Origin of the sequence: Pseudomonas sp. NPDC089395 (genome assembly GCF_044749525.1) — a bacterium.
Classification (GTDB): domain Bacteria; phylum Pseudomonadota; class Gammaproteobacteria; order Pseudomonadales; family Pseudomonadaceae; genus Aquipseudomonas.
This window is the reverse complement of the sequence record NZ_JBIVID010000004.1, coordinates 282,257-295,418: the sequence shown is the minus strand read 5'-3', so window position 1 is coordinate 295,418 and position 13,162 is coordinate 282,257. Positions and strand designations below refer to the sequence as shown.

At 61.6% G+C, this 13,162-nt stretch carries 10 protein-coding genes; 8 read left to right on the top strand and 2 right to left on the bottom strand.

All coding sequences use genetic code 11. The features are described from left to right. Positions 1-18: 18 nt before the first annotated feature. The 7 genes from atpD to ACIPZG_RS12085 all read left to right on the top strand — a co-directional run bounded on the left by atpD (position 19) and on the right by ACIPZG_RS12085 (position 9,260). On the top strand, positions 19-1,395 hold the full coding sequence (gene atpD, locus ACIPZG_RS12115; RefSeq protein ID WP_008092236.1) for a F0F1 ATP synthase subunit beta: 1,377 nt from the start codon (positions 19-21) through the stop codon (positions 1,393-1,395). 43 nt (positions 1,396-1,438) lie between these two features. After that, positions 1,439-1,858: a F0F1 ATP synthase subunit epsilon gene (locus ACIPZG_RS12110; protein ID WP_008092237.1), complete on the top strand. Its 420-nt coding sequence runs from the start codon at positions 1,439-1,441 to the stop codon at positions 1,856-1,858. A gap of 122 nt (positions 1,859-1,980) precedes the next feature. Next, complete coding sequence (gene glmU / locus ACIPZG_RS12105) at positions 1,981-3,348, top strand: bifunctional UDP-N-acetylglucosamine diphosphorylase/glucosamine-1-phosphate N-acetyltransferase GlmU (protein WP_400713828.1); 1,368 nt, start codon at positions 1,981-1,983, stop codon at positions 3,346-3,348. Between the two features lie 201 nt (positions 3,349-3,549). Continuing rightward, positions 3,550-4,326 carry a DeoR/GlpR family DNA-binding transcription regulator gene (locus ACIPZG_RS12100; RefSeq protein WP_400713825.1) on the top strand — a complete coding sequence of 259 codons (777 nt, stop codon included), beginning with the start codon at positions 3,550-3,552 and terminating at the stop codon, positions 4,324-4,326. A gap of 2 nt (positions 4,327-4,328) precedes the next feature. Further along, the gene (gene glmS / locus ACIPZG_RS12095) at positions 4,329-6,164 is read left to right on the top strand and encodes a glutamine--fructose-6-phosphate transaminase (isomerizing) (RefSeq protein ID WP_400713822.1); all 1,836 of its coding nucleotides are present in this window, start codon (positions 4,329-4,331) and stop codon (positions 6,162-6,164) included. Between the two features lie 220 nt (positions 6,165-6,384). Continuing rightward, on the top strand, positions 6,385-8,673 hold the full coding sequence (metE, locus tag ACIPZG_RS12090) for a 5-methyltetrahydropteroyltriglutamate--homocysteine S-methyltransferase (RefSeq protein WP_400713819.1): 2,289 nt from the start codon (positions 6,385-6,387) through the stop codon (positions 8,671-8,673). 38 nt (positions 8,674-8,711) lie between these two features. Continuing rightward, the gene (locus ACIPZG_RS12085) at positions 8,712-9,260 is read left to right on the top strand and encodes a histidine phosphatase family protein (protein WP_400713816.1); all 549 of its coding nucleotides are present in this window, start codon (positions 8,712-8,714) and stop codon (positions 9,258-9,260) included. On the opposite strand, the gene ACIPZG_RS12080 is transcribed toward ACIPZG_RS12085, so the two are convergent. Together ACIPZG_RS12080 and lpdA are read right to left on the bottom strand one after the other, a co-directional pair. After that, the gene (locus ACIPZG_RS12080; RefSeq protein WP_400713813.1) at positions 9,221-10,270 is read right to left on the bottom strand and encodes an ABC transporter substrate-binding protein; all 1,050 of its coding nucleotides are present in this window, start codon (positions 10,268-10,270) and stop codon (positions 9,221-9,223) included. The two genes, ACIPZG_RS12085 and ACIPZG_RS12080, sit on opposite strands and share 40 nt — an antisense overlap. Positions 10,271-10,374: 104 nt before the next feature. Continuing rightward, a complete protein-coding gene (gene lpdA, locus ACIPZG_RS12075; protein ID WP_400713810.1) occupies positions 10,375-11,775 on the bottom strand; it encodes a dihydrolipoyl dehydrogenase in 1,401 nt (466 codons plus the stop codon). Between the two features lie 202 nt (positions 11,776-11,977). Here lpdA and cfaB point away from each other — a divergent pair, with 202 nt between their 5' ends. Continuing rightward, a complete protein-coding gene (gene cfaB / locus ACIPZG_RS12070) occupies positions 11,978-13,162 on the top strand; it encodes a C17 cyclopropane fatty acid synthase CfaB (RefSeq protein WP_400713807.1) in 1,185 nt (394 codons plus the stop codon).

The following is a 13,162-nucleotide window of genomic DNA, read 5'->3' as shown; positions in this document are numbered from 1 at the left end:
TATTCAGAGGATCCAGCTATGAGTAGCGGACGTATCGTTCAAATCATCGGCGCCGTCATCGACGTGGAATTCCCACGTGACGTCGTGCCGAGTGTATACAACGCGCTGAAAGTACAAGGCGCGGAAACCACCCTGGAAGTTCAGCAGCAGCTGGGCGACGGCGTGGTTCGTACCATTGCGATGGGCTCCACCGAAGGCCTCAAGCGCGGTCTGGATGTCGTCGACACCGGCGCTGCCATTTCCGTTCCTGTTGGTAAGGCCACTCTCGGCCGTATCATGGACGTTCTGGGCAACCCGATCGACGAAGCCGGCCCGATCGGCGAAGAAGAGCGTCGCGGTATCCACCAGCCAGCGCCTTCGTTCGCTGACCAGGCAGGCGGCAACGACCTGCTGGAAACCGGCATCAAGGTTATCGACCTGGTTTGCCCGTTCGCCAAGGGTGGTAAAGTTGGTCTGTTCGGTGGTGCCGGTGTCGGCAAGACCGTAAACATGATGGAACTGATCCGTAACATCGCCATGGAACACAGCGGTTACTCCGTGTTCGCTGGTGTGGGTGAGCGTACTCGTGAGGGTAACGACTTCTACCACGAGATGAAGGACTCCAACGTTCTCGACAAAGTAGCGCTGGTCTACGGTCAGATGAACGAGCCACCAGGAAACCGTCTGCGCGTAGCGCTGACCGGCCTGACCATGGCTGAGAAGTTCCGTGACGAAGGTAACGACGTTCTGCTGTTCGTCGATAACATCTATCGTTACACCCTGGCCGGTACCGAAGTATCCGCACTGCTGGGCCGTATGCCTTCGGCAGTAGGTTACCAGCCGACCCTGGCTGAAGAGATGGGCGTTCTGCAAGAGCGCATCACCTCCACCAAGGAAGGTTCGATCACCTCCGTCCAGGCCGTATACGTACCTGCGGACGACCTGACCGACCCGTCGCCAGCGACCACCTTCGCCCACTTGGACGCCACCGTCGTTCTGTCCCGTGACATCGCCTCCCTGGGTATCTACCCAGCGGTCGACCCACTGGACTCGACTTCCCGTCAGCTGGACCCGAACGTGATCGGCAACGAACACTACGACACCGCTCGTGGCGTTCAGTATGTTCTGCAGCGCTACAAAGAGCTGAAGGACATCATCGCGATCCTGGGTATGGACGAACTGTCCGAAAGCGACAAGCAACTGGTAGCCCGCGCTCGTAAGATCCAGCGCTTCCTGTCGCAGCCGTTCTTCGTGGCCGAAGTCTTCACCGGTTCGCCAGGCAAGTACGTGTCTCTGAAAGACACCATCGCTGGCTTCAGCGGCATCCTCAAAGGTGACTACGACCACCTGCCAGAACAAGCGTTCTACATGGTCGGCAGCATCGACGAAGCGATCGAGAAAGCCAAGAAACTGTAATTCCTGCGCCCCGCAAGGGGCGCTATCAGGTTGAGGCAAGCAGATGGCTATGACAGTCCATTGCGATATCGTCAGCGCGGAAGGAGAGATCTTCTCCGGCCTGGTCGAGATGGTGGTTGCGCACGGTAACCTGGGTGATCTTGGTATCGCTCCAGGCCACGCGCCGCTGATCACCAATCTGAAGCCTGGTCCGATCACGCTGACCAAGCAGGGTGGCGCCCAGGAGGTGTTCTACATCTCTGGTGGTTTCCTCGAGGTTCAGCCGAACATGGTCAAGGTGCTTGCCGATACCGTGCAACGTGCTGGAGACCTGGATGAAGCTCAGGCTCAGGAAGCCCTCAAGGCTGCCGAGAACGCCCTGAATCTGAAAGGCGCGGACTTCGACTACGGCGCCGCCGCCGCACGTCTGGCCGAGGCTGCAGCTCAGCTGCGCACCGTCCAGCAAATGCGCCGGGGCAAGTAATCGGCCGACGGCTGATCACTTCCGTAGCGATTGAGTAAAAGGGTAGCCTCGGCTACCCTTTTTCTTTTTCCGATTTTCCCTCCCGGTCATTTCACTGACCACCCAGGATTGGTAGCCAGTCAATGTCACTCGATATCGTTATTCTCGCCGCCGGCCAAGGTACCCGCATGCGCTCGGCGCTGCCCAAGGTGCTCCACCCGGTAGCTGGCAACTCCATGCTTGGCCATGTTATCCACAGCGCACGTCAGCTTCAGCCTCAGGGAATCCACGTGGTCATTGGCCACGGTGCCGAGTTGGTGCGTGAGCGCCTGGTCGCCGACGACCTCAACTTCGTCATGCAGGACAAGCAGCTGGGTACAGGCCATGCCGTTGCCCAGGCGCTGCCGGCCATTACCGCCGACACAGTGCTGGTGCTATACGGCGATGTTCCGCTGATCGAGGTGGAAACCTTGCAGCGGCTGCTGGCCAAGGTCAGTGACACCCAGCTGGGTCTGCTCACCGTCACGCTGCAGGATCCGACCGGCTACGGCCGCATTGTGCGTGATGGCGCCGGGCAGGTAACGGCGATCGTTGAGCACAAGGACGCCAGCGAAGCGCAGAAGGCGATCAAGGAAGGCAACACCGGCATCCTCGCCCTGCCTGCCGCGCGCCTGGCCGACTGGATGGGCCGCTTGTCGAACAACAATGCCCAAGGCGAGTACTACCTCACCGACGTCATCGCCATGGCTGTCGCCGATGGCCTGGTGGTTGCTACCGAACAGCCGCACGACCCGATGGAAGTGCAGGGCGCCAACGACCGCCGCCAGCTGTCCGAACTCGAGCGTCACTACCAACTGCGTGAGGGCCGCCGCCTGATGGCCCAGGGTGTCACGTTGCGGGACCCTGCGCGCTTCGACGTGCGTGGTGAAGTCACCGTTGGTCGCGATGTACTGATCGATATCAACGTGATCCTCGAAGGCAAGGTGGTGATCGAGGATGACGTACAGATCGGCCCCAACTGTGTGATCAAGGACAGCACCCTGCGCAAAGGCGTGGTGATCAAAGCCAACAGCCATCTCGAAGGCGCGGTGATGGGGGAAGGCAGCGATGCCGGTCCGTTCGCTCGCTTGCGCCCGGGCAGTGTGCTCGATGCCAAGGCCCATGTGGGTAACTTTGTCGAACTGAAGAACGCGCACTTGGGCGAAGGGGCCAAGGCTGGCCATCTCACCTACCTGGGCGATGCAGAAGTCGGCGCACGTACCAACATCGGTGCTGGCACCATCACCTGTAACTACGACGGGGCTAACAAGTTCAAGACCGTTATGGGTGAAGACGTGTTCATCGGTTCCAACAACTCGTTGGTGGCGCCTGTGGATATCAAGGACGGTGCGACGACGGCGGCCGGCTCGACTATTACCCAGACCGTTGAAGCGGGTGAGCTGGCGGTGGCACGTGCGCGCCAGCGCAATATCTCGGGGTGGAAACGTCCGGAGAAAATCAAGAAGAGCTGAGTTATACACAGCTGATTCGAGAGAAGCCGACTTATGAGAATAGGTCGGCTTTTTTATTGGCTACGCGGACCCTCTCGCCGGCAAGCCGGCGAGAGGGCCAGAGCAGGCAAAAATTATCCACAGGTCATCGCCAGCTTGACGAAACCTCGATCTTAGGTTTTGATTGCAACCATTATCTTTCGAATCGAAACTTAAGCGCTAATGTCGAAACGAAACACCCCTCAACGCCGCCACAACATCCTGGCCATGCTCAGCGAGCAGGGTGAGGTCAGTGTGGATGCGCTTGCCAAGCGATTCGAAACGTCGGAAGTGACGATCCGCAAGGATCTGGCTGCGCTCGAAGCCAATGGCCTGTTGCTGCGTCGTTATGGCGGCGCAGTACCCGTGCCGCAGGAAATGCTCGGTGAGTCCGCGCAGCCCGTGTCTGCCTACAAGAAGGCCATTGCACGTGCTGCCGTCGGGCGCATCCGCGAGCACGCACGCATCATCATCGACAGCGGCAGCACCACGGCAGCCATGATTCCGGAACTGGGCCGCCAGCCGGGCCTGGTGGTGATGACCAATTCGCTGAACGTGGCGCGCGCCATCAGCGAACTCGAACACGAGCCCGTGCTGCTGATGACCGGCGGCACCTGGGATCCTCACTCCGAATCGTTCCAGGGCCAGGTCGCAGAGCAGGTACTACGCTCTTACGATTTCGACCAGCTGTTCATTGGTGCCGATGGCATCGACCTCACCCGCGGCACGACCACCTTCAATGAACTGCTCGGCCTGAGCCGGGTGATGGCCGAGGTGGCGCGGGAAGTGATCGTGATGGTCGAGTCCGACAAGGTCGGGCGCAAGATCCCCAACCTCGAGCTGCCCTGGGGCAGCGTGCACACCCTCATTACAGACGAACGCCTGCCTGCAGCGGCACGCGAACATATTCAAGCCCGCGGCATCAACCTGATCTGTGCCGCGATCAGCCAGGAGCAATAATCATGTGTGGAATCGTTGGTGCCGTAGCCGAGCGCAATATCACCGCTATCCTCATCGAAGGCCTCAAGCGTCTTGAGTACCGTGGCTATGACAGCGCCGGCCTGGCGGTCTACACCCAGCAGGGCGAACTGCAGCGCCTGCGCCGCATCGGCAAGGTCGCCGAGCTGGAAGCTGCCAATGCCGCCGAGCCGCTGGTTGGCCAGCTGGGCATTGCCCACACTCGCTGGGCCACCCATGGCGCGCCGACCGAAGGCAATGCCCACCCGCACTTCTCCGGCAACGAAGTGGCAGTGGTGCACAACGGCATCATCGAAAACCACGAAGCGCTGCGTGAAGAGCTCAAAGGCCTGGGTTATGTGTTCGCCTCGCAGACCGACACCGAGGTCATCGTCCACCTTATCCACCACACCCTGAAGACCATCCCTGACCTGGCCGATGCCCTCAAGGCCGCGATCAAGCGCTTGCACGGCGCCTATGGCCTGGCGCTGGTCAGCGTTAAACAGCCCGATCGCCTGGTGGCCGCGCGCAGTGGCAGCCCGCTGGTAATCGGCTTGGGCCTTGGCGAGAACTTCCTGGCGTCCGACCAATTGGCCCTGCGTCAGGTCACCGACCGCTTCATGTACCTGGAGGAGGGCGACATCGCCGAGATTCGCCGCGATCAGGTGAAGATCTGGGACCAGGCCGGCAATGCCGTGCAGCGTGAAACCGTGCAGTACCACGAAGGTGCCGAAGCGGCCGACAAGGGCACCTACCGCCACTTCATGCTCAAGGAAATCCACGAGCAGCCGACCGTGGTCCAGCGCACCCTGGAAGGCCGCCTGGGCAATGACCACGTGATGGTCCAGGCCTTCGGCCCACAAGCCGCCGAGCTGTTCGCCAAAGTGCGCAACGTGCAGATCGTCGCCTGTGGTACCAGCTACCATGCCGGCATGGTCGCCCGTTATTGGCTGGAGAGCCTGGCGGGTATTCCTTGCCAGGTCGAAGTGGCCAGCGAATTCCGCTACCGCAAGGTCGTGGTTCAGCCAGACACCCTGTTCGTGTCGATCTCTCAGTCGGGCGAAACCGCCGACACCCTGGCTGCCCTGCGCAATGCCAAGGAGCTGGGCTTCCTGGGCAGCCTGGCGATCTGCAACGTTGGCATCAGCTCGCTGGTGCGTGAATCCGACCTGACCCTGCTGACCCTGGCCGGCCCGGAAATCGGCGTGGCCTCGACCAAGGCGTTCACCACCCAGCTAGTATCGCTGATGCTGCTGACCCTGGCCCTGGGCCAGGTGCGCGGTACCCTGGAAGCTGGCGTCCAAGCCGAACTGGTGGAAGAGCTGCGTCGTCTGCCGTCTCGCCTGGGCGAAGCGCTGGCCATGGACGCTACCGTCGAGAAGATCGCCGAGCTGTTTGCCGACAAGCACCACACCCTGTTCCTCGGCCGTGGCGCCCAGTATCCGGTGGCCATGGAAGGTGCACTCAAGCTCAAGGAGATTTCCTACATCCACGCTGAAGCCTACCCGGCAGGTGAGCTGAAGCATGGCCCGCTGGCGCTGGTGGATAACGACATGCCAGTGGTGACCGTTGCACCGAACAACGAGTTGCTGGAGAAGCTCAAGTCGAACCTGCAGGAAGTGCGTGCACGCGGCGGCGAGCTGGTGGTGTTCGCTGACGAGCAGGCCGGCATGAGCAATGGCGAGGGTACCCACGTGGTCAAGGTGCCGCACATCTCAGACGCCCTGGCTCCGATCCTGTACACCATTCCGCTGCAGCTGCTGTCGTACTACGTTGCCGTGCTCAAAGGTACCGACGTTGACCAGCCTCGTAACCTGGCGAAGTCGGTGACTGTGGAGTAAATCGCGTAGTCGTTTGCCGATCGATGGTCTTTGCCTAAAGGACTGTTGAACACAATGGGAGCCGTCCGCGGCTCCCTTTGCGTTTCTGAAATTGGCGTGCCCGATCTAGGTTGATCATGAGAAATACTACGGTTGTGATCAAATAAAATGAGTTTGTCTCAATCACGCTGAGTCCTGACAATTCCCTTCATCGAATCTTTCGTAATAAGGACAGGACACCATGGCATTGGCGCACAACCTCGGCTTTCCACGCATCGGTCGTGATCGCGAGCTGAAAAAAGCCCAGGAAGCATTCTGGAAGGGCGAGCTGAGCGAAGCCGGTTTGCGCGCTGTTGGTCGTGAGCTACGTGCCGCCCACTGGCGGGCGCAGAAGGACGCTGGCATCGAGCTGCTGCCCGTCGGTGATTTCGCCTGGTACGACCAGGTGCTGACCCACTCGCTGACCTTCAGTGTGATTCCACAGCGTTTCCGTGGCCACGAAGGTGCGAAGCCAACGCTGCAAACCCTGTTCAGCATGGGCCGTGGCGCTGTGGATAACTGCTGCGGTGGTGCCCACGCCCAGGAAATGACCAAGTGGTTCGACACCAACTATCACTACCTGGTACCTGAGTTCACTGCTGACCAGCAGTTTGCCCTGAGCTGGGAGCAACTGTTCGAAGAGGTCGACGAAGCCAAGGCCCTCGGCCATGCCGTCAAGCCGGTGGTGATCGGCCCGCTGACCTACCTGTGGCTGGGCAAGACCAAGGGTGCCGAGTTCGACAAGCTGGAACTGGTCGAGCGTCTGCTGCCGCTGTACGACGAAATCTTCAACCGCCTGGCTGCCCAAGGTGTGGAGTGGGTACAGATTGACGAGCCGATCCTGGTGCTGGACCTGCCTCAGGAGTGGAAGAACGCCTACGAGCGCGTCTACAACATCCTGCAGCGTGCACCGCTGAAAAAGCTGATCGCCACCTATTTCGGTGGCCTGGAAGAAAACCTGGGTCTGGCGGCGAATCTGCCGGTGGACGGCCTGCACATCGACCTCGTGCGTGCCCCCGACCAGTACCCGACCATCCTCGACCGCCTGCCCGCCTACAAGGTGCTGTCGCTGGGGCTGGTCAATGGGCGCAACGTCTGGGCCACCGACCTGGAGAAAGCCGTTAGCGTGCTGCAGGATGCAGCCGAGCGCCTGGGCGATCGCCTGTGGGTTGCGCCGTCCTGCTCGCTGCTGCACAGCCCGGTCGACCTGGCCCGTGAAGACCAGCTCGACGCAGAGCTCAAGAGCTGGCTGGCCTTTGCTGTGCAGAAGTGCGAGGAAGTGGCCGTGCTGGCCAAGGCCGTCAACCAGCCGGGCGCTGCCGATGTTGTTGCCGCCCTGGCACATAGCCGCGCCATCCAGGCCAACCGCGCCACTTCGCCGCGGATCCACAAGGCAGCGGTACAAGCGCGTCTGGCGGCTATCAAGCCCGCCGACAGCCAGCGTCAATCGGCCTTCGAGCAGCGCATTGCAAAGCAGCGCGCCGGCCTCGACCTGCCGGCCTACCCAACCACTACCATCGGTTCCTTCCCACAGACTTCGGCGATCCGTCTGGCGCGTCAGTCGTTCAAGCAGGGCAAGCTGACCGAGGGCGACTACGTCGAAGCCATGCAGAGCGAAATTCGCCATGCCGTAGAGATTCAGGAGCACCTCGGCCTGGATGTGCTGGTGCACGGTGAAGCCGAGCGTAACGATATGGTCGAGTACTTCGCCGAGCAGTTGGACGGCTACGTCTTCACCCGCTTCGGCTGGGTACAGAGCTATGGTTCCCGCTGCGTCAAACCAGCGGTCATCTACGGTGACCTGAGTCGCCCCAAAGCAATGACCGTGGAGTGGATCAAATACGCCCAGAGCCTGACTGACAAGGTGATGAAGGGCATGCTGACCGGCCCGGTGACCATGCTGATGTGGTCCTTCCCACGCGAAGATGTGAGCCGCGAAGTGCAGGCGCGCCAGCTGGCGCTGGCCATTCGCGACGAGGTGGTCGACCTGGAAGCTGCTGGCATCAAGATCGTGCAGATCGACGAAGCGGCATTCCGCGAAGGCCTGCCGCTGCGCAGGAGCGCCTGGGCTCACTACCTGGACTGGGCAACCGAAGCCTTCCGCCTGTGCGCGTCCGGTGTGCGTGACGAAACCCAGATCCACACCCACATGTGCTACAGCGAGTTCAACGACGTGATCGAGTCGATCGCCGCGATGGACGCGGACGTCATCACCATCGAGACCTCGCGTTCGGACATGGAGCTGCTGGAGGCCTTCGAGAAGTTCGACTACCCGAACGAGATCGGCCCGGGCGTCTACGACATCCATTCGCCGCGGGTGCCGACCAGGGACGAGATCATCAAGCTGCTGAGCAAGGCCGCCCAGCGTATCCCTGCCGAGCGCCTGTGGGTCAACCCGGACTGCGGCTTGAAAACGCGCGCCTGGCCGGAGACAGAAGCGGCACTGGTGAACATGGTCGCCGCCGCCCGCGCACTGCGCGCCACGGTTTGATATACCTTGTCGAGATCCAAGCTCATCAAGGTTCACCCATGAAGGCCACCCATCTCACGCTGATCAGCCACGCCCTGACCGAAGCGCAGCGGACAGGGCGATTTCATGCCGATGAGGACGGGGTTCAGCTCACAACCGCTCAGCCCTTGGTCCTGCCCAAGGGCTCGATTGGCCTCACCGCCCCTGAGCTGCGCGCCACGCAAACGGCAGCGCTGTTGGGGCTGCGGCCTACCGTGGAAACCGCTTTGCGGGACTGCGATTTCGGGCGATGGAAAGGTGTGTCGCTGAAGGCGCTACAGCGAGATGAGCCTGAGCTTTTGCAGGCGTGGTTGAACGATCCTCAGTCAGCGCCGCATGGAGGCGAGTCGATTGCCGACGTTTGCCGGCGCGTGGCTGACTGGCTGGAAGGCTTCACGGCACCCGGCCATTGGGTCGCCGTGACGCACCCGATGATCCTCCGGGCGGCGATGCTGCATGTGCTGCAATGCCCATTGGCGGCTTTTCATCGCATCGACGTGCAACCGCTGTCGCCGTTGCATCTTGGCCATTACGGCATGTGGCGAGTCAAACTGACGTCCGCTGACTGATCGGCGGGCGCCGTGCCGGTGGCGAAAGCGCTCGAGAGGGTTTCGAGGCCACGGAACAGGCGGATGCCAGCCTGCATGGCATCGGCATCGAGGATGACGATGCGCCCTTGCTTCACCGCTTCCATTTGCCGGGTCACCGGGTCGTTGCGCAAGAATTCGAGCTTCTTCTGGTGGTCGTCGGCGGGGAAGCGGCGGCGGTCCATGCGGGCGATGATGATCCAGGTCGGATTGGCCTTGGCCAACGTTTCCCAGCCGACCGTTGGCCATTCCTCATTGGACGCGACGACATTGCGCACGCCAAGGGTCTGCAGCATGAAATCAGCCACGCCCTCGCGGCCGGCGACGTAGGGGTCGGTGTCGAGGTCGGCGCTGGAGAACCAGAACAGTGCGGAGGTTTTCGACAGGTCCTTGTCTGCGAGCTGCTGCCTGGCATGATCCAGGCGGGCTTTGAGATCGGCATTCAGCGCGGCGCCACGGTCCTGTACGTCAAAAATCTCTGCCAGCTGGCTGACACTTTTGTAGACGGAGTCGATGCGAAACGGTTGTGTACGGGTGCCGTCGGCGCCGACCAGGTTGTCCTTGCCTTCGCAGTCGGAAGGCAAGAGGTAGGTCGGGATGTTCAGCTCATTGAATTGTTGGCGCGTGCCGACCGCGCCCTGGGGGCCGACCATCCACTCGAACTGCACGGTCACCAGCTGGGGACGCTTGTTGACAACGGCCTCGAAGCTCGGCTCGTTGTCGGCGAGGCGCTCGACCTTGTCGTTCTGCGTCTTGAACTCCGGTAGCACGTTGTTGAACCACAGCGAGGTGCCCGCGAGGTTGCCGCCCAGGCCCAAGGCATACAGGAGCTCGGTGCCGGCCTGGCCGATGGTGACGGCGCGCTCTGGCGCCTGCGCAAAGGTCTGCGGTACACCACAGTTGTCGATCGTCAGCGGGTAGTGGCTGGCGCCAGCCTGGGCGAAACCGGAAAGACTCAGCGCGGTGAGCAGTGCAGCGAAGCGGGGCAGCATGGGGCGATCTCTGGACAGGGCGGCAGCGGCCATTGTCGGCATCGCGAGGGGGGCTGGCAACCTGACGCCCCCTCGGGGAGCGTCAAGCTGCAGCTTGGTCGAGGTCAGATCTGCATGGCCATGCCTTGCACATTCATCGCTGCCTGGCGCAAGGCCTCGGAGCGGGTCGGATGTGGGTGACAGGTGAGGGCGATGTCCTCGGCGGAGGCCGAGAATTCCATGGCCACGCAGAACTCGCCGATCATCTCGCTGACGCTCGGGCCTACCAAGTGCACGCCCAGCACCTCATCGGTGTTGGCATCGGCGATGACCTTGGCGAAGCCTTCGGTCTCGTGGTTGATCTTGGCCCGGCTGTTGGCCGTGAACGGGAACTTGCCGACCTTGTAGGCACGGCCCTCGGCCTTGAGCTGCTCTTCGGTCTTGCCGACCGTGGCCAGCTCCGGACGGGTGTAGATCACCCCGGGAATCAGGTTGTAGTTCACCTCATGCGGCTTGCCAGCGATGCGTTCGATGCACGCCACCGCTTCGTCCTCGGCCTTGTGCGCCAGCATCGGGCCGGAGGTGACGTCGCCGATTACCCAGATGCCCGGGACCGAGGTGCGATGGTGCTGGTTGTCGAGCATGCCGCGCTTGTCGGTCTCCAGTCCCACGCTTTCAAGGTTCAGGCCCTTGGTGTAAGGGCGGCGACCGATGGCGACCAGTACATAGTCGGCTTGCAAGGTTTCTGCAGTACCACCCGCGGCCGGTTCCAGGGTCAGGCTCACACCGTCGGCCGTCGCACTGGCCTGCGTCACCTTGCTGCCGAGCTTGAAGGTCATGCCTTGCTTGGCCAGCGCTTTTTGCAGGGTCTTGGCGGTCTCTTCATCGGTGCCAGGGCAGATCCGGTCGAGGTACTCGATCACGGTGACCTGGCTGCCCAGTCGGCGCCATACCGAACCCAGCTCCAGGCCGATGACGCCGGCGCCGATCACCACCAGGTGCTTGGGCACTTGCGGCAGGGCGAGAGCGCCGGTGGAATCGATGATGCGCTGGTTGTCGATGGTCACGCCGGGCAGGGGGGTCGGCTCGGAGCCGGTGGCGATGACGATGTCCTTGGCCTGCAGCGTCGTTTCGCTGCCATCCTCGGCCTTGACGACTACCTTGCCGACGCCGTCCAGGCGGCCCCAACCCTTGACCCAGTCGACCTTGTTCTTGCGGAACAGGTACTCGATGCCCTTGGTCAGGCCGGTAACGCTCTCGTCCTTCTGTTTCATCATCTGGGCGAGGTTCAAGGTGGGCTTCACTTCGATACCGAGGTGGGCGAACTCGTCACCGCTGGCAGCCTCGTACAGTTCGGAGGCATGCAGCAACGCCTTGGACGGCATGCAGCCGACATTCAGGCAGGTACCGCCCAGGGTCGAGCGACCCTCCACACAGGCGACGCTGAGGCCAAGCTGCCCGGCGCGAATCGCCGCGTTGTAGCCGCCAGGGCCGCCACCGATGATCACCACGTCATAGGATTTCATGGGTTTCTACTCCAGATGAGGAAGCGCGAGAGGGGCACAAGGTTAAGCTGAGCGAGGCAGATTGTATACAATCTCGGTTAAGATCATTCGGTTCTAGACCATGGTCTTGTTTAGCGGAAAGCTTGCACGAATGAACTACTCTGATTCGGTGGCGTTCGAAATTACACAGGCGCCATGCCAAACATGGAAAGGAGGATCGTTCATGCTCGCGCAACTTCCGCCGGCATTGCAGAGTCTTGACCTGCCGCTGCGCCTTAAACTTTGGGACGGTAACCAGTTTGACCTGGGGCCTAGCCCGCAGGTCACCATCCTGGTCAAGGAGCCTCAGCTGATCAATCAGCTGATGCACCCGAGCATGGACCAGTTGGGCACCGCTTTCGTCGAGGGCAAGCTGGAGCTGGAAGGCGATATTGGCGAAGCCATTCGGGTGTGCGACGAGCTCAGCGAAGCGCTGCTGACCGATGAAGAAAAGGCCCCTCCGCAGCGCGTGGCTCATGACAAGAGCACCGATGCCAAGTCCATCTCTTACCACTACGACGTTTCCAACGCGTTCTACCAACTCTGGCTCGACCAGGACATGGCCTATTCCTGTGCCTACTTCCGCGAGCCGGACAACACCCTCGATCAGGCGCAGCAGGACAAGTTCGATCACCTGTGCCGCAAGTTGCGCCTGCAGGCAGGTGACTATCTGCTGGACGTGGGTTGCGGATGGGGTGGGTTGTCACGGTTCGCCGCGCGCGAGTATGGCGCCAAGGTCTTTGGTATCACCTTGAGCAAAGAGCAGCTGAAGCTGGGACGGCAGCGGGTCAAGGCTGAAGGATTGGCCGACTTGGTCGACCTGCAGATCCTCGACTATCGCGACCTGCCGCAGGATGGTCGTTTCGACAAAGTGGTCAGCGTGGGCATGTTCGAACATGTCGGGCATGCCAACCTGGCGTTGTATTGCCAGAAGCTGTTCGGTGCCGTGCGTGAGGGGGGCGTGGTGATGAACCACGGCATCACCGCCAAGCATATCGACGGCCGACCGGTCGGGCGAGGTGCGGGCGAATTCATCGACCGCTATGTATTCCCCCATGGAGAGCTGCCGCACCTGTCGATGATCAGTGCAAGCATCTGTGAAGCGGGGCTGGAGGTGGTGGACGTGGAGAGCCTGCGCCTGCACTACGCCAAGACCTTGCACCACTGGAGTGAGAACCTGGAGAACCAGCTGCACAAGGCAGCGGCGCTGGTGCCGGAGAAAACCCTGCGCATCTGGCGGCTCTACCTGGCGGGCTGTGCCTATGCATTCCAGAAGGGGTGGATCAACCTGCATCAGATTCTGGCGGTGAAGCCTTACGCCGATGGGCACCATGATCTGCCCTGGACACGTGAAGACCTCTATCGCTGA